Annotated in this window: 12 protein-coding genes and 1 pseudogene; 8 read left to right on the forward strand and 5 right to left on the reverse strand. The window is 76.0% G+C overall.

Annotated elements, in window-relative coordinates:
* Positions 1-360 (reverse strand): annotated as a pseudogene (locus KVT14_RS00005) (transcription termination factor Rho); the annotation flags it as partial.
* 470 nt (positions 361-830) lie between these two features.
* Here KVT14_RS00005 and KVT14_RS00010 point away from each other — a divergent pair.
* The 6 genes from KVT14_RS00010 to KVT14_RS00035 all read left to right on the forward strand — a co-directional run bounded on the left by KVT14_RS00010 (position 831) and on the right by KVT14_RS00035 (position 11264).
* A complete protein-coding gene (locus KVT14_RS00010; protein ID WP_217613784.1) occupies positions 831-2315 on the forward strand; it encodes a cytochrome ubiquinol oxidase subunit I in 1485 nt (494 codons plus the stop codon).
* A 12-nt stretch (positions 2316-2327) separates the two neighbouring features.
* Positions 2328-3410 (forward strand): cytochrome d ubiquinol oxidase subunit II, encoded by a 1083-nt coding sequence (cydB, locus tag KVT14_RS00015; RefSeq protein ID WP_217613785.1) that lies wholly within the window; start codon positions 2328-2330, stop codon positions 3408-3410.
* Between the two features lie 15 nt (positions 3411-3425).
* Entirely contained in the window at positions 3426-5306 is a 1881-nt protein-coding gene (gene cydD / locus KVT14_RS00020) for a thiol reductant ABC exporter subunit CydD (RefSeq protein WP_217613786.1), read from the forward strand.
* On the forward strand, positions 5303-7351 hold the full coding sequence (gene cydC, locus KVT14_RS00025) for a thiol reductant ABC exporter subunit CydC (protein ID WP_217613787.1): 2049 nt from the start codon (positions 5303-5305) through the stop codon (positions 7349-7351). The genes cydD and cydC overlap by 4 nt, the downstream gene beginning before the upstream one ends.
* On the forward strand, positions 7336-9273 hold the full coding sequence (locus KVT14_RS00030) for a GAF domain-containing protein (RefSeq protein WP_217613788.1): 1938 nt from the start codon (positions 7336-7338) through the stop codon (positions 9271-9273). Before cydC ends, KVT14_RS00030 begins: the two co-directional genes overlap by 16 nt.
* Positions 9274-9410: 137 nt before the next feature.
* Positions 9411-11264, forward strand: coding sequence for a DUF222 domain-containing protein (locus KVT14_RS00035; protein ID WP_217613789.1), 1854 nt, complete (start codon positions 9411-9413; stop codon positions 11262-11264).
* 87 nt (positions 11265-11351) lie between these two features.
* On the opposite strand, the gene KVT14_RS00040 is transcribed toward KVT14_RS00035, so the two are convergent.
* The gene (locus KVT14_RS00040; protein ID WP_217613968.1) at positions 11352-11981 is read right to left on the reverse strand and encodes a response regulator transcription factor; all 630 of its coding nucleotides are present in this window, start codon (positions 11979-11981) and stop codon (positions 11352-11354) included.
* A 199-nt stretch (positions 11982-12180) separates the two neighbouring features.
* Here KVT14_RS00040 and KVT14_RS00045 point away from each other — a divergent pair, with 199 nt between their 5' ends.
* Together KVT14_RS00045 and KVT14_RS00050 are read left to right on the forward strand one after the other, a co-directional pair.
* Positions 12181-13128, forward strand: coding sequence for a phosphoglycerate dehydrogenase (locus KVT14_RS00045; RefSeq protein WP_147796057.1), 948 nt, complete (start codon positions 12181-12183; stop codon positions 13126-13128).
* A 116-nt stretch (positions 13129-13244) separates the two neighbouring features.
* A complete protein-coding gene (locus KVT14_RS00050) occupies positions 13245-13994 on the forward strand; it encodes a hypothetical protein (RefSeq protein ID WP_217613790.1) in 750 nt (249 codons plus the stop codon).
* A 117-nt stretch (positions 13995-14111) separates the two neighbouring features.
* On the opposite strand, the gene mutM is transcribed toward KVT14_RS00050, so the two are convergent.
* Genes mutM through rpmF form a run of 3 tightly spaced genes read right to left on the reverse strand, consistent with a single transcriptional unit; the run spans position 14112 to position 16077 of the window.
* Complete coding sequence (gene mutM, locus KVT14_RS00055) at positions 14112-15035, reverse strand: bifunctional DNA-formamidopyrimidine glycosylase/DNA-(apurinic or apyrimidinic site) lyase (protein ID WP_217613791.1); 924 nt, start codon at positions 15033-15035, stop codon at positions 14112-14114.
* Between the two features lie 7 nt (positions 15036-15042).
* Positions 15043-15822: a ribonuclease III gene (gene rnc / locus KVT14_RS00060; protein ID WP_217613792.1), complete on the reverse strand. Its 780-nt coding sequence runs from the start codon at positions 15820-15822 to the stop codon at positions 15043-15045.
* 60 nt (positions 15823-15882) lie between these two features.
* Positions 15883-16077 (reverse strand): 50S ribosomal protein L32, encoded by a 195-nt coding sequence (gene rpmF / locus KVT14_RS00065; RefSeq protein ID WP_147796053.1) that lies wholly within the window; start codon positions 16075-16077, stop codon positions 15883-15885.

Here is a 16077-nt window from a genome sequence, read left to right on the forward strand (position 1 = left end):
GGGCGCCGCGGCAGCGGGCGCGGCGTCGGCGGCCGGCGCGACCTCGGCGGGCGCAGCCTCGGCAGCAGGCGCACCGGTCTCCGCCTCGGCGGCGGCCTCTGCCGCCTTCTGCGCGGCGGTCTTCCGCGGCGCCCGGCGGCGCACCGGCTTGGCGGGCGTCTCCTCCGCGGGTGCGGCGGCCTCCGCGCCGTCGCCGACCGTGAAGTCCAGCGTGTCGGCCGCGGGCTCCGCGGCCTTGGTGGCCCGCGTGGCGCGGGTCCGGGTGGTGCGCTTGCGGGCGGGCGCGGCGGTCTCGGCCGGCGCGTCACCACCCGTCTGCGCTGCGGTGGTGGTGCTGTCCGAGGTGTTGTCGAGCGTCACGCGCGGTGCTCCTGCACGCCCGGGTACGCCGGCCACACGCTCGGCGCCCATCGGGCCGTCGGTCGTCGCTCGCGGGTCCGCGGCGACGGAAGTCGTCGGTGTCGGCCGCTGCACGGGCGTTCGGCGCCATCGCCTGCCTGGCCGCGCGATCCCCTGGGTCGGGGTCGGCCGGCCGGCGGCGCCTGGCAGCGCGATGCGCTGGTGCGGCGAGCACGGTGGCGCCCGGGGTGTGTGGATCCCGGGAGACCGCAGTCAGTATCGCACAGAGGTCCGCGGGACGTGCGGTAGGTCACGCTCGTGAAACCAGTCACAACGAGACGACATCGCGTCAGATCGCGGGACCTTTGTCCTACGCTTGTGAATCGGGGCGCAATACCGTCGACGAGCGGCCCTGACCTGGGCCGTTCGACCCCCTCCCAGTCAGTCGCGCCCCCACCACCACTCGCCTCAGCACCTGGACGGACACCCCCGTGGAAGCCCTCGACCTGGCACGCTGGCAGTTCGGTGTCACCACCGTCTACCACTTCATCTTCGTCCCGCTGACGATCGGTCTGACCCCGCTCGTCGCGATCATGCAGACCATCTGGGTCCGCACCGGCAACGAGACCTGGCTCCGCCTCACCAAGTTCTTCGGCAAGCTCATGCTGATCAACTTCGCGATCGGCGTGGCCACGGGCATCGTGCAGGAGTTCCAGTTCGGCATGAACTGGTCCGAGTACTCCCGGTTCGTCGGCGACGTCTTCGGCGCCCCGCTCGCCATGGAGGCCCTCGCCGCCTTCTTCGTGGAGTCGACGTTCCTCGGCCTGTGGATCTTCGGCTGGGACAAGCTCCCCAAGAAGATCCACCTGGCGTCGATCTGGGCGGTCGCGATCGCGACCAACCTCTCCGCCTACTTCATCCTCGCCGCGAACTCGTGGATGCAGCACCCGGTCGGCACGACGTTCAACACCGAGACCGGCCGCGCCGAGATGACCGACGTCGTCGCGGTGCTCACCAACAGCACGCTGCTGGCGGCGTTCCCCCACACCGTCACCGCCGCGTTCCTCACCGCCGGCACCTTCGTCGCGGGCATCGCCGCCTGGTGGATGGTCCGGCTCGTGCGCAACGGCGACAGCGAGAAGGCCCGCACGGTCTACCGCCCGGCCGTCATGCTCGGCGTGTTCACCATGCTGATCTCGGGCGTCGGCCTCGGCATCACCGGCCACGCGCAGGGCCAGCTCATGTTCGAGCAGCAGCCCACCAAGATGGCCGCCGCCGAGGCGCTGTGCGAGACCGAGGACGGCGCGGCCTTCTCGATCCTCGCGATCGGCGACCTCACCAACAACTGCGACGGCGTCGCGCACCTCATCAGCATCCCGGGCCTGACGTCCTTCCTCGCGAACAACGACTTCACGTCGCGCATCGAGGGCGTCAACGACCTGCAGGAGCGCTACGAGGAGCAGTACGGCGAGGGCGTCAACTACATCCCCGACCTCACCGTCACCTACTGGGCGTTCCGCCTCATGATCGGCCTGGCCGCCGGCTCCGTGGCGCTCGCGCTGGCCGCGCTGTGGTTCACCCGCAAGGGCCGGGTCTCGGACAACAAGTGGCTCGCCCGCATCGCGATCTGGGCCATCCCGACCCCGTTCCTGGCCTCGTCGTTCGGCTGGATCTTCACCGAGATGGGCCGCCAGCCCTGGGTGGTCTACCCGGCACCGGGGGGCGTGGACGGCGTCTGGCTGCTCACCGAGCGCGGCGTCTCCGAGGTGGTCAGCCCGACCACCGTGGTCATCTCGATGGTCGCGTTCACGCTCGTGTACGGCGTGCTGGCGGTGTTCTGGTTCCGCCTGATGAAGCGGTACGCCGTCGAGGGCGTCGCGGACACCGAGAAGGACTACAGCACGGACAACCCCGACAACCGGCCCGACCCGGACGACCCCGACGCGGCCGAGCGCCCGCTGTCGTTCGCGTACTGAGAGGAGGCGGCCATGGATCTCCCGCTCATCTGGTTCGTGCTCATCGCGGTCCTGTGGACCGGCTACCTCGTGCTCGAGGGCTTCGACTTCGGCGTCGGCATGCTGCTGCCGTTCCTCGGCCGCAAGGACAAGGACCGCCGGGTCATGATCAACACCATCGGCCCCGTCTGGGACGGCAACGAGGTGTGGCTCATCACCGCCGGCGGCGCGACGTTCGCCGCGTTCCCCGAGTGGTACGCGACCCTGTTCTCCGGCTTCTACCTGCCGCTGCTGCTCATCCTGGTCGGCCTGATCTTCCGGATCGTGTCGTTCGAGTGGCGCGGCAAGATCAACACCGACACCTGGCGCGCGTGGGCCGACCGCGGCATCATGCTCGGCTCGTACATCCCGGGCACCCTCTGGGGCGTGGCGTTCGCCAACCTGGTGCGCGGCGTCGAGCTCGACGCGAACCACCAGTACGTCGGCGGCTTCTGGGCGCTGCTCAACCCGTTCGCCCTCCTGGGCGGCGCGGTGACGGCCCTGCTGTTCGTCACGCACGGCGCGATCTTCCTGGCGCTCAAGACCTCGGGCGACATGCGCGAGCGCTCCGGCGTCCTCGCCGCGCGGCTGGCGCCGATCACGCTCGTGGTCGCCGCGGCGTGGGCCGTGTGGGCGCAGCTCGCCTACTCGGTCACCTGGACCTGGGCCGCGGTGGCGCTCGCCGCCGTCGGGCTGCTCGCGGTGGTCGTCACCACCCGCGCGCGCCGCGAGGGCTGGGCGTTCGTGTGGTCGTCCGTGGTCATCGTCGCGGCCGTCGTGCTGATCTTCGGCTCGATGTACCCGGACGTCATGCCGGCGTTCGACCCGGCGAACTCGCTGACCATCCGGAACGCGTCCTCGACGGACTACACGCTGACGATCATGACCTGGGTGGCCGTGATCCTCACGCCGGTCGTCCTGCTCTACCAGGGCTGGACGTACTGGGTGTTCCGCAAGCGCATCTCGGCCGAGCACATCCCGGAGCACACCGGGCTGACGTTCGCCGCGGTGCTGCCGACGACCGGCGCGTCCACGGGCCACGGGGGCACCTCCCCCGACGGCTCGACCCGCGCCTGAGGGACGATCGACCGCGTGAAGCCGCTCGACCCGCGCCTGCTCCGGTACGCCCGCGCCGCCCGGGGGTACCTGGCCCTGACCGTCGCCCTCGGGCTGGTCACGGCCGGCCTGGTGATCGCCCAGGCGATCCTGCTCGCGCAGGTGCTCGCCGCCGCCGCGCACGACGGGGCCACGCTGCCCGACCTGCTCCCGCGGGTCGGGTGGCTGGCCGCCGTCGTCGCGGCGCGGGCCCTCGCCGTCGGCGTGCAGGAGCGGTACGCGCACCGGGCGGCGACCCGCGCGGTCGCCGAGCTGCGCGAGCAGGTCGTCGCCCGCGCCGCCGCCCTCGGCCCGCGCTGGCTGGCCGAGGGCGAGGGCGCACGGGTCGTCACGCTCGCGACCCGCGGGCTCGACGCCCTCGAGCCCTACTTCGTGAAGTACCTGCCGCAGCTCGTGCTGTCGGCCACCGTCACGCCCGCGGTGCTGGTCGTGATCCTCGACCTCGACTGGGTGTCCGCCGCCATCGCCGCGGGGACGATCCCGCTGGTGCCGATCTTCATGGTCCTCATCGGGCACCTGACCCAGGGCCGCTCCGAGCGCAGCCTCCGGGTCATGCAGCGCCTCGGCTCCCAGGTGCTCGACCTCGTCGCCGGGCTGACGACGCTCCGCGCGTTCGGCCGTGAGCGCGGCCCGGCCAAGCGGGTGCAGGCGCTCGGCGACGCCCACCGGCGCGCCACAATGGGCACGCTCCGGGTCGCCTTCCTGTCCGGCATGGTGCTGGAGCTCCTCACCACCCTCGCCGTCGCCCTGGTCGCGGTCGGCATCGGCCTGCGGCTGGTCTACGGCCACCTCGACCTGACGACCGGGCTCGCCGTGCTGGTGCTCGCCCCCGAGGTGTACCTCCCCCTGCGCCAGGTCGGCGCGCAGTTCCACGCGTCCACCGACGGCGTCGCCGCCGCCGACCAGGTGTTCCGGGTCCTCGAGACCCCCGTCCCGGCCGCGGGGACCACCCCCGCCCCCGACCTGCGCGGCGCGACCGTCCGGCTGCGCGGCGTCACCGTCCGCGCCCCGGGCCGCGACCTGCTCGCGCCCGCCGGCCTGGACCTCGAGCTCGCACCCGGCCGCACCGTCGCCGTCACCGGCCCGAGCGGCGCGGGCAAGTCCACCACCGTCGACGTGCTCCTCGGCCTGCTCCGGCCGGACGGCGGCGCCGTCGAGCTGGTCGGCGCCGACGGCCGCGTCGTGCCGCTCGCCGACGTCGACCCCAGCACCTACTGGCCGCAGGTCGCCTGGCTGCCGCAGCGGCCCGTGCTCGACCCGGCGTCGGTCAGCCGGCTCGTGTCGGGCGCCGAGGACGCCGAGCTCGACCCCGCCGCCCGCGCCCGACGCGACGAGGCCGCCGCCCTCACCGGGCTGGACGCGGTCGTCGCGGACCTGCCCGACGGCTGGGACACCGACCTCGGCCGCGGCGGGGCGGGGCTCAGCGTCGGCCAGCGGCAGCGCGTCGCCCTGACCCGGGCCCTGCTGTCGGACGCGCCGCTCGTCGTCCTCGACGAGCCCACCGCGCACCTCGACGCCGCCGGCGAGCGCGTCGTGCTGGCGACCGTCGGGGCGCTGCGGGCCGCCGGACGCACCGTGCTGCTGGTCGCGCACCGGCCGTCGTTGATCGCGCTCGCCGACGAGGTCGTCACCGTGCGGTCCGCGCCGCTGCCCGCCGCCGACCGGGCGGACGCGGACGAGGCGGGCGCGGGCGAGGCGGGCGCGGACCGGGCGCACGCCGACCGCCCCGTCGACGACCCGGACCGGGCCCCGAGCGCCGGCGCCGCCGTCGCCCGCCTCGGCGCCGCCGAGTCCGCCCTCGTCACCACCGCCGGCGTGTCCGGCACCGCCCCGGCCCAAGGGGAGGGCGACCGATGAGCACCGCGACCACCGACCCGGGCCCCGCCGCGGCCGCCGCCGCCGGCGCGTCCGCGGGCGCCAACCCCCACGGCCCGCTCACCCGCCGCCTCGCCGCCGACCCGCTGTGGCGCGCCGTGCGTCTGCTCGACGTCGATCCCCGCCGGGTGGGGCTGGCCGTCGTCCTGGGCGTGGCCGCGCTCGGCTCGGCGGTCGCACTGGCCGCCGTCTCCGCCTGGCTCATCACCCGCGCTGCGCAGATGCCGCCCGTGCTCGAGCTGTCCGTGGCGACCGTCGCCGTCCGCGCGTTCGGCATCGGCCGCGGCCTGTTCCGCTACCTGGAGCGGTTGGTCTCGCACGACGTCGCCCTCCGGGGCATGGCCCGGCTGCGCACCACGCTGTACGAGCGGCTCGCCGCAGGCCGGCCCGGCGCCACGCTCGGCCTGCGACGCGGCGACCTGCTCGCCCGGGTGGGCGCCGACGTGGACGCCGTCGGCGACGTCGTCGTCCGGGGCCTGCTGCCCGCCGCGGTCGCCGCCGTGCTCGGCCTGGGCACCGTCGTCGCGATGGGGCTGTTCCTGCCCGCCGCCGGCCTGACGCTCGCGGTGTGCCTCGTGCTCGCCGGGGTGGTCGCGCCGTGGCTCGCCCAGCGCGCCGCCCGGGCGACCGAGCAGCGCGCCGCCGACGCGCGCGCCGAGATGGCCGCCACCTCCCTGGGCCTGCTCGAGGACGCCGGCCCGCTCGCGGTGCAGGGCCGCACCGGCACCGAGCTCGACCGGCTGCGCGCCGCCGACGCCGACCTGGCGCGCGCCACCGACCGCGGCGCCGGACCCGCCGCGCTGGCCGCCGGACTCGGCAACCTCGCCGTCGGGATCGCCGTGCTCGCGGCGCTGCTCGTCGGCGTCCCGGCCCTGGCCGCCGGCCACATCGCCGAGGTCGACCTCGCGGTGATCGTGCTGACGCCGCTCGCCGCGTTCGAGGCGACGAGCGTGCTGCCGGCCGCCGCGATCCAGCTGCACCGCTCCCGCGTGGCGGCGGCCCGGCTGATGGCCGTCCTCGACGACGCGGCGACGCCGGACGAGGGGGCGGGGACCGCGGCGTCCGTGGGTGCGGTCGCGCACGTCGCCGAGTCGCCCGCCACCGCGACCCCCGATCGCCCCGCCTCCGAGGCCGCCACGACCGACGCCCCGGCTGCCGGGCTCCCCCGCCCTGCCCTCGCCGGCCCGACCGCCCCGCCAGACTCTCCCCGGCTCACCGCCCGCGGCCTCGCCGTCGGCTGGCCCGGCCGCGCCCCGGTCGTCACCGGCCTCGACCTCGACCTGGCCCCGGGCCGCAGCGTGGCCGTCGTCGGCCCGTCGGGCGTCGGCAAGACCACCCTGCTGCTGACGCTCGCCGGCTTCCTGCCCCCGCGGGCGGGCGAGCTGCTCCTCGACGGCATCCCGCTGGCCGAGGTCGACCCGACCGTCCGGCTCGCGCGGCTCGCCCTCACCACCGAGGACGCGCACGTCTTCGAGACCACCGTGCTGGAGAACCTGCGGGTCGCCCGCGGCGACGCGACGCCGTCGGACGCCCGCGCGGCGCTGGCCCGCGCGGGTCTGGGCGACTGGCTCGCGGGCCTGCCGGACGGCGTCGACACCGCGCTCGGCCCGGACGCCCGCAGCGTGTCCGGCGGCGAGCGCCGGCGGCTGCTCCTGGCCCGCTCGCTGCTCGCGACGGCGCCGCTGCTGCTCGTCGACGAGCCGGCCGAGCACCTGGACCCCGCGACCGCCGACCGCCTGGTGGGCGACCTCCTGGCGGCCCCGCACGAGGCGGCCCCGCGCGACGCGGCCCCCTCCCCCGCCGGCGCCACCGCGCCGGTCGACGACGCGGCCGCGCGCGGCGTCCTCGTCGTCACGCACCGGCTCGCCCCGCTCGACGCGGCGGACGAGGTGCTGGTCCTCCGCGAGGGCCGGGTCGCGGCGCGCGGGACGCACGCGCACCTGCTGGCCACCGACGCCCAGTACGGTGAGGCGCACGCCAGCGAGCAGGACGAGGGTGGGACGACGAGCACATGGCCGACGAGCTGACCGGACGCCAGGACGCGGCGCCCCACGACGCCGCACCGCGGGACGCCGCACCGCAGGACCCCGCGCTCCGGGGCACCGCGCCGCACGACCCGCACGCCCCCGTCCGGCGCGAGCCGGGACCCCGCCCGCAGGACGCGGCCGCCGCCGAGCAGCGCGCCGCCGCCCTCGGCGTCGCCGCCCCGACCTACGGCCCCGGCGTCACCACGACGATCCACGTCCGCGAGCCCGGCGGCCGTTCGCACCTCGAGCTCGGCACCGCGTCCGAGACCGGCGACGAGCTCGCCGACCTGCTCGACGCCGTGCTCTCCGTGGCCTCGGGCCTGGACCTGCCGGGCGTGCTCGAGCGGTTCGTCCGGGTCTCCGTCGAGCTCACGGGCGCGACGTACGGGGCGATCAACGTCCTCGACTCCCGCGGCGAGTCCACGACGTTCGTGCAGACCGGCGTGCCCGCGGCCGCCGCCGCGATGATGGGCCACCCCCCGCACGCCCGCGGCGTCCTCGGGCACATCCCGGTCCACGGCGTCCTCAAGCTGGACGACCTCACGGAGCACCCCGCGTTCCAGGGCTGGCCCGCGGGTCACCCCTCGATGGGGTCCTTCCTCGGCGCCTCGGTGCGCGTGCGGGACCAGGTGTACGGCTACCTGTACCTGTCCGAGAAGGACGGCGGCTTCACCGAGAAGGACGCCACCACCGTCATCGCGCTCGCCGCCACGGCCGGCGTCGCCGTCGCGAACGCCCAGCTGTTCGCCGAGGGCGCCCGCCGCGAGCACTGGCTCCGCGCGGGCCAGGACATCACCACCATGCTGCTGTCCGGCGCCGACGAGGAGGACGCGCTCGCGCACATCGCCGCGACCGCCCGGGACGTCGCCGACGCGGACGCCGCCGCGCTCGCCCTGCCCGGCGTCGGCGGCGAGCTGCTCATCGAGCTCGCCGACGGCCACAACGCCGACGCGCTCGTCGGCGCGCAGCTCACCCCGGGCGGGCCGACCTGGTCGGTCATGGAGGAGGGCCAGGGGCTGATCATCGACTCCCTCGCCCGGTCCAGCCGGATCACCGTGCCGGCGATGCGCGCGTTCGGCTCCGCCCTGTTCGCCCCGCTGCAGACCTCGGGCCGGGGTGTCGGCGTGCTGATCCTGCTCCGCAAGGTCGGCACCCTGGCCTTCGACGGGGGCGACCTGGCGACCGCGGAGTCGTTCGCGTCCCAGGCCGCGCTGGCATTCGTGCTCGCGGAGGCCCGGCACGCCCAGGACCAGGCGGCCCTGCTGGACGAGCGGGAGCGGATCGCGCGCGACCTGCACGACCTGGCGATCCAGCAGCTCTTCGCCACCGGCATGCAGCTCGAGACCGTGCGCCGGCGGTCGTCCCGCGGCGTCGACCCGTCCGAGCTGACCAGCATCGTCGAGGAGGCTCTCGACAACGTCGACGCCTCCGTGCGGCAGATCCGGCAGATCGTCTACGCGCTGCGCGACCCGGACGCCGCGACCGGGATCGTCGAGCGGCTGCGCCGGGAGGCCTCGCTGGCCCGCACCGGGCTCGGGTTCGCGCCCTCGCTCATCGTCCTGCTCGACGGCGAGTCCGTGCCGGACGGCGACTACATCGTCGCGGACCTCATCGACGAGCGGATCGGCCCGGACCGCACCGACGACGTCGTCGCCGTCGTCCGCGAGGGCCTGGCGAACGCCGCCCGGCACGCGCACGCGTCCTCGGTCGCCGTGCGCGTGACCGTCCGCGGCGCGGGCCCGCTCGGCACCGTGCACGTCGAGGTCGAGGACGACGGCGCCGGCCTGCCCGCGACCCGCGACCGCCGCTCCGGCACGGGCAACCTGGCCGCGCGCGCCCGGCAGCACGGCGGGACGTTCTCGCTCGGGGTCGCGCCCGGCGGGCAGGGGACGCTGCTGTCCTGGGAGGTCCCGCTCGGCTGAGCGCGTCCCGGTTGCGCCTGCTGGCGCGGCTGCTCGTGCGGGCGCCGAGTCGTCCACAGGTGCGATGGGCGTGCGTCGTCCCCAGGGCGGGGTTCGCTTGCCGGGGTCGTGTCGGTGGGCGTCGGTAGTGTCGTTCCATGGCATCTGACCTGCAGGAACACCCCGACGGCGACCCGATCGCCGACGCGGTGCTGCCGGTCTACGGGCCCGACGGGACGTGCCTGACGCACTTCGGCCCGGACTCCGTGGTGGCGGCCGGTGGGGCGCCGCGGACCAGCGAGCAGCGGCAGATCGAGGCGATCCGTTCCTGCCCGCCCGGACCCGAGCTGGACGCCTGGCTGCGGGGCCTGGACCCGCGCGTGCTGCCCTCGGCGATCGTGGTCGAGGTGATCGCCGCGCAGACCCGGATCGAGTCCTACCAGCACGCCCGGACCCTGGGCCTGATCGCCGAGCTCGCCTCCCGGGAGGAGATGAGCCCGGAGTGGTCGCCGCTGGCCGGTGCGCCCCCGACGCAGGCGTGCGTAGCGGGCGACGAGCTCGCCATGCGCCTCGGGTGGTCGCGGGTGACCGCGACGAAGACCGTGCACCGGGCCCTGGTGCTGGACGGGATGCTCGGCGCCACCCGGGAGGCGTTGGAGGTCGGGCACCTCGACCCCGGCAAGGCCCAGGTCCTGACCGCCGGGTTGGCGGACCTGCCCTTCCAGGTCGCCCACGCGGTCGAGGACGCGGTGCTGCCGGAGGCCGACCAGTGCTCGGTCGCCGAGCTGCGGCAGCGGGTGGCGCGCGAGATCCGGCTCGTCGACCCCGAGGGCGCCGCCGCACGCCGCGAACGGGCCCGCTGCACGAGGAGGGTCTCCCACCCCCGCCCGCAGCCGGACGGCATGGCCTCCATGTGGCTGGTGCTCGACGCGGCGGACGCGCTGCGCGTCGACGGGGTCCTCACGCACGCCGCGAAGACCGCCAAGGCCCTCGGCGACGACCGGACCCTGGACCAGCTGCGCGCCGACGGCCTCCGCGACTTGGTGGTCGGCGACGTCCCCGCGTCCGACGGGCCGGCGTTCGAGGTCCACCTGTCCCCGGGCCTGCCCGTGCCGCCGGAGCCGGAGCGGTCGTGGAACGGGGCGACCTCCACCGACCCGGACGGTGTCGTGCTCACGCGCCCGGTCGAGCCGATCCCGATCGCCACCCTCACCCCGCTCACCGACACCGCCACGCACCCCGCGCCCGACCAGGACCACCCCGCCTCGGCGCCCGACGCACCGTCCGAGACGACGTCGCCGACCGCACCACCCGAAGCGACGGCGCCGGGCGCACCACCCGAAGCCACGTCGCCCGACGCACCGACCGGCACCGCTGCACCCACCGTTGCGACCACCGCCCCCGTACGTGCGCCGAGCGCCGTCGCGCCCGCACCCGCGCATCGCGGCTGCACCCGCTGCTCCGGCCGCCCCGGCGCCGAGGTCCGCATCACCATCCCCGCCTCGACCCTCCTCGGCCTGGACGACCAGCCCGCCCACCTCGACGGGCACGGCCCCATCGACGCCGTCCAGGCCAGGGCACTGGCGATCGGCGGGGTCTGGCAGCGGGTCGTCACCGACCCCGTGACCGACCGGGTCCTGGACGTCGGCCGCGAACGCTACCGACCACCCGCTGCCCTCGCCGACCTCATCCGCACCCGCGACAAGACCTGCGCCGCACCCGGCTGCCGGGTCCCCGCCTGCGGCTGCGAGCTCGACCACACGAAGGAGTTCCACCCCCAACCCGGCGGTGACCCCGACGCGACCCTGGGTCGCACCGACGCGGACAACCTCGGACCGCTGTGCCACCGACACCACCGGCTCAAGACCGACGGCGGATTCCGGCTACGCCAGATCAGCCCCGGGCTCTACGAGTGGATCACCCCGACCGGGCACCGCTACCTCACCCGTCCGGGCACCGGGCAGACCCACGACGCGATCGCCGACCCCTACGACGAGCCGGCCCCGTTCTGAAGAGCCCACTGTCCCGGCTCGGCGGCCCTGCTGCTCGGGCGGCTCACGGGGCCGCGCGCCAGGAGACGTGCGCCGCCCGTGCCCAGGTCAGGAGTGGTTGGTCTCCGCGCGCCAGCCCGAGTGCCGCCGCGCCGCGACCCACGCCGCGACCTGGGTGCGGCGCTGCAGGCCCATCTTCGCGAGCAGCGACGTGATGTGGTTCTTCACGGTCTTCTCGGCGACGCCCAGGCGCTCGGCGATCTCCCGGTTGGACAGGCCGTCGCCGATCAGGTCGAGCACCTTGAGCTCGCTCGGCGTGAGGTTCTCGGTCGGGTCCTCGTGGCCCGCGCGCCGACGGGTGACCGTCCGCTCGTCGAGCAGCGTGCGGCCCGCGGCCACCGCGCGCACGACGTCGGTGATCTCCGCGCCGCGCACGCTCTTGAGCAGGTACGCGGCAGCGCCCGCCTCGAGGGCGGCGGCCAGCGCGTCGTCGTCGTCGAACGACGTGAGCACGATCGCCCGCGCGGTCGGCAGGGTGGCCTTCACCTGCGTCATGAGGTCGATGCCGGTGCCGTCGGGGAGCTGCAGGTCGACCAGCAGGACGTCCGGGTGCACCAGCCCGGCGCGGCGCACGCCGTCGGCGACGGACCCGGCCTCGGCGACGACCTTCATGCCGTCGGCGCGCTCGACGACCTCGGCGATGCCGCGCCGCACGACCTCGTGGTCGTCGACGATCATCACCGAGATCTCCCCGGAGCGGGCCGGCTGGACTGCGCTGTTCGTGGCGGACACGCGGTCATCGTATCCAGCCCGGGCGACCGCGTCGGGCACCGGCGCACCGGCCCGTCGCGAGTTCCCCCGCCGGCAGGAGCACGGCACCGCGGCCTCGGGGCGCGTCCCCTGGCGCGACGGCGCCGGGTGCGCCACGCTCCCGTCCATGACGACGGTGCTGCTGCCCTCCTCGATCCCCCTGTCCCCCACGCTCCCCGAGGGTGTCCGCGCCGCGACGTACGACGTGGAGCAGCCGGTCCCGGAGCACCTGGTGGACGCCGACGCGCTGGTCGCCTGGGGGAACCCGACCGCGCAGCTCGCCGACGCCGCGCGGCGGATGGGCCGGCTCCGCTGGGTGCAGACGCTCGCCGCCGGCCCCGACGCGGTGCTGAGCGCAGGATTCCCGCCGCACGTGACGATCACGTCCGGCCGGGGCCTCCACGACGGCCCGGTCGCGGAGCACACCCTCGCGCTGGTGCTCGCCGCGGCCCGCCGGCTGCCCGAGCTGGTGCGCGCGCAGGACCAGCACCGCTGGGCGGACGAGCTCGGCGGCATGCAGCGGCTGCCGCACGAGGGCGGGGAGTTCCGCTCGCTGTCCGGGGCGCGGGTGCTCATCTGGGGGTTCGGCTCGATCGCCGCCCGGCTCGCACCGCTGCTCACGGTGCTCGGCGCGCAGGTCGTCGGGGTGGCGTCGCGCGCCGGGGAGCGCGCGGGCTACCCGGTCATCACGCCCGCGGAGGTGCCGCAGGCGCTGCCCGGCACCGACGTGCTCATCGGCATCCTCCCCGCCACGTCCGCGACCCGGCGCGCGCTCGACGCCGCGGTGTTCGCGCGGCTGCCCCGGCACGCCTGGGTGGTCAACGTCGGGCGCGGGTCGACGCTGGACGAGGAGGCGCTGCTGGCGGCGATCGCGGGCGGCCGCATCGCGGGCGCGGCGCTCGACGTGTTCGAGACCGAGCCGCTGCCGGCGTCCTCCCCGCTGTGGGACGAGCCGCGGGTGCTCATCACCCCGCACGCCGCCGGCGGCCGGCCGGTGGGCGCGGACACGCTGCTCACCGACAACATCGGCGCGTTCGAGCGCGGCGAGCCGCTGCGGAACGTCGTGCGCCGCTGACCCAGGACGGCGCCCGTCCTGACCGGCGACCAGCCCGGCCGGCCCCGGGGCTGCACCACCCCGCGAAACCGTCCAGTTGGTACAGTGGATTGCTCCCCGAGAAGAGGAGCACCTCGATGACCACCGCCGCGCCCACCCTGCGCGACCGCGTCGACCTGCTGCCCGTCGGCCCGGGCGACCCCGCCGGGCCCGATCCGCGCGAGACGGTCGCCGCCCTCGCGGTCGACGGCTGCCTGCTGGGGTTCTACGCCGGGGTGCACCCGCCGGACGACGGCTGGTGGGGCCGCGCGCTGACCGCCGTGGCCGACTACGCGGGCCTGCCGGCACCCCACCAGTGCGCGTCGAACCTGGACCTCGCGCTCGAGGCGGAGCCGTTCCGGGACGCGTCGCCGCTGACCGACGCGGTGCTGCGCCTGGTCCGCGAGGGCGGCACGGACGCGCTGACGCTGGACCGGGTCGCCGAGGAGAGCGGCCGGGACCCCGACTGGATCCTCAGCATGCACGGCTCGGTGCAGGAGCTGGTCGACGCCCTGGTGAGCCGGATCGCGGAGGAGGCGTTCGACGACCTGCTGCCCGCGCACGACGAGCCGGAGCTCCCGGAGCTGCTGGCGGCCTGCGCGAGCTCCGAGCGGGTCGTCGCGATGGTGCGGTTCCTCGCCCTGACGGGGGTCGAGCTGGCGCCGGGCGCGGTCGACACGACCCGGGCCGGGTCGCCGGTCGCGCGCGGCGAGCGGCTGCCGGACCGTGCGCTGGTCGCGGCGCTGGCGCTGGACGGCTGGACGCTCGGGTCGACGGCGCGGCGCTACCCGTGGCCGGAGGCCGTCAGCGCGGGCGTGGCGGCGGAGCTGCGGGCGCTGGCGGGCTGAGGCCGCGGCGCCGGGCCGCGGTCCGGGACGGTCGGCGTGCAGGTGGGACGGTCGGCCCCGCACGCCGGCCCCGTCGGCTCGCGGCTCGCAGCCGCAGGCCCCGCACGTCGCGGGCGGTCAGCCCGCCGGCGCCGGCTGGCAGACCAGGCAGAAGTGCGAGGAGCGGTTCATGAACGGCTCGCGCACGACCGGCGTCCCGCACCGCGGGCACGGCTCGCCCGCCTGCCCGTAGACGGCGAGCGACCGGTCGAAGTACCCGGACGCGCCGTTGACGTTGACGTACAGGGCGTCGAAGCTCGTGCCGCCCTGGGCGAGCGCGTCGGACATCACCCCGGCGACGCCGTCGAGCACCCGCAGGGCGGTCGCCTGGTCGAGGTCGGCCGTCGGCGTCGCGGGGTGCACCCGCGCGCGCCACAGGCCCTCGTCGGCGTAGATGTTGCCGACCCCGGACATGACGCCCTGGTCGAGCACGGCGCGCTTGATCTGCGTCCTGCGGCGGCGGATCGCGCGGGCGACGGCCTCGCGGTCGACGGCCGGGTCGAGCAGGTCGCGGCCGATGTGCGCCACGGGGGCCGGCACCAGCGGCAGGTCCGAACCCGCGCCGCCCGGGCGCGCGTCGGGCGTGGGCAGCAGGTCGACGACGGACAGGTGGCCGAAGGTCCGCTGGTCGACGAAGTCGAGCGCACCCCCGTCGTCGAGGAGCAGCCGGACCCGCAGGTGGGTGTGGGCGCCGCCCTGCTCGACGTCGGCGGGCGTGCCGCGCACCAGCAGCTGGCCGCTCATGCCGAGGTGCGCGAGCAGGGCGTCGTCGGGCGTGGCGCCGGCGGCGCCGGGGTGGTCGAGCGGCAGCCACAGGAACTTGCCGCGGCGCACGGCGGCGGTCAGCGTGCGACCGGCCAGGCGCCCGGCGAGGTCGTCGGGGCCGGCGAGGTGGCGGCGGACGCTGTACGGGCGGCGGACCTCGACGGCGCGGACCGAGCGGCCCACGACGTGCCGCTCCAGGCCGTCCCGGACGGTCTCGACCTCGGGGAGCTCGGGCACGCGGGGGTCAGTCCGCGGCGGGCGCGGTCGCGGGGGCGGCGGACCCGGCGGGCTCGCCGTCGGAGGCCGCCCCGTCGGCAGCCGTCCCGCCCGCGGCGGCCTCGGCCCCGTCCCGCAGCGCGGTCCAGGCCAGCTCGGCCGCCCGCTGCTCGGCGAGCTTCTTCGCGGTGCCCGTGCCGGTGCCGTAGACGTCGCCGGCGACGACCGCGTCGGCGGTGAACACCCGCGCGTGGTCCGGCCCGGCGCTGGTCACCTGGTAGGTGGGTGCGCCCATGCCGAGCGTCGCGGTCAGCTCCTGCAGGCTCGTCTTCCAGTCCAGGCCGGCGCCGAGGTCGGCCGCCTGGGCCAGCCGGGGGCCGACCAGGCGCATGACGATCTCGCGGGAGGTCTCGAGCCCGTGCGACAGGTAGACGGCGCCGAACAGCGCCTCGAGGGTGTCGGACAGGATCGAGTCCTTGTCCCGCCCGCCGGTGGCGAGCTCCCCCTTGCCGAGCAGCACGTAGGACCCGAGGTCCAGCGTGCGGGCGACCTCGGCGAGCGCCCGCTGCGACACCGTCGCCGCGCGCATCTTCGCGAGCTCGCCCTCGGACTGCGAGGGGTGCCGGCGGTACAGGTCCTCGGTGACGACCAGGCCGAGCACGGTGTCCCCGAGGAACTCCAGGCGCTCGTTGGTCGGGATGCCGCCCGCCTCGTGGGCGAACGACCGGTGCGTCAGGGCGAGCACCAGCAGCTCGGGGTCCAGGTGGACCCCGAGCTGCTGGGCGAGCTGTGCTGCGGTGGTGCTCATCGTGCGGCGGCCCGCGCCCTCCGGTGCGTCACCCGGGCGCCGGGCCTTCGGCGCGTCGGCTCAGCCGGCGTGCTCGGTCCGCATCGCCTCGGCGTAGCGCCGACCGGCGTAGGCGCCGCACGTCGGGCACGCCTGGTGCGGGCGCATGTTCGACTTGCACTGCGGGCAGGTGCTGAGCGTCGTGGCAGTGGTCTTCCACTGCGACCGACGCGCACGGGTGTTGCTGCGCGACATCTTGCGCTTCGGAACAGCCAC

Source organism: Cellulomonas sp. GbtcB1, from assembly GCF_019091725.1.
Taxonomy (GTDB): Bacteria; Actinomycetota; Actinomycetes; order Actinomycetales; family Cellulomonadaceae; genus Cellulomonas.

What these genes read in the sequence shown, in the direction of transcription:
- cydB (WP_217613785.1), top strand. Translation starts at nt 2,328, where the DNA reads ATGGATCTCCCGCTCATCTGGTTCGTGCTCATCGCGGTCCTGTGGACC.
- cydC (WP_217613787.1), top strand. Translation starts at nt 5,303, where the DNA reads ATGAGCACCGCGACCACCGACCCGGGCCCCGCCGCGGCCGCCGCCGCC.
- KVT14_RS00030 (WP_217613788.1), top strand. Translation starts at nt 7,336, where the DNA reads ATGGCCGACGAGCTGACCGGACGCCAGGACGCGGCGCCCCACGACGCC.
- KVT14_RS00035 (WP_217613789.1), top strand. Translation starts at nt 9,411, where the DNA reads ATGGCATCTGACCTGCAGGAACACCCCGACGGCGACCCGATCGCCGAC.
- KVT14_RS00040 (WP_217613968.1), bottom strand. Translation starts at nt 11,981, where the DNA reads ATGATCGTCGACGACCACGAGGTCGTGCGGCGCGGCATCGCCGAGGTC.
- KVT14_RS00045 (WP_147796057.1), top strand. Translation starts at nt 12,181, where the DNA reads ATGACGACGGTGCTGCTGCCCTCCTCGATCCCCCTGTCCCCCACGCTC.
- KVT14_RS00050 (WP_217613790.1), top strand. Translation starts at nt 13,245, where the DNA reads ATGACCACCGCCGCGCCCACCCTGCGCGACCGCGTCGACCTGCTGCCC.
- rnc (WP_217613792.1), bottom strand. Translation starts at nt 15,822, where the DNA reads ATGAGCACCACCGCAGCACAGCTCGCCCAGCAGCTCGGGGTCCACCTG.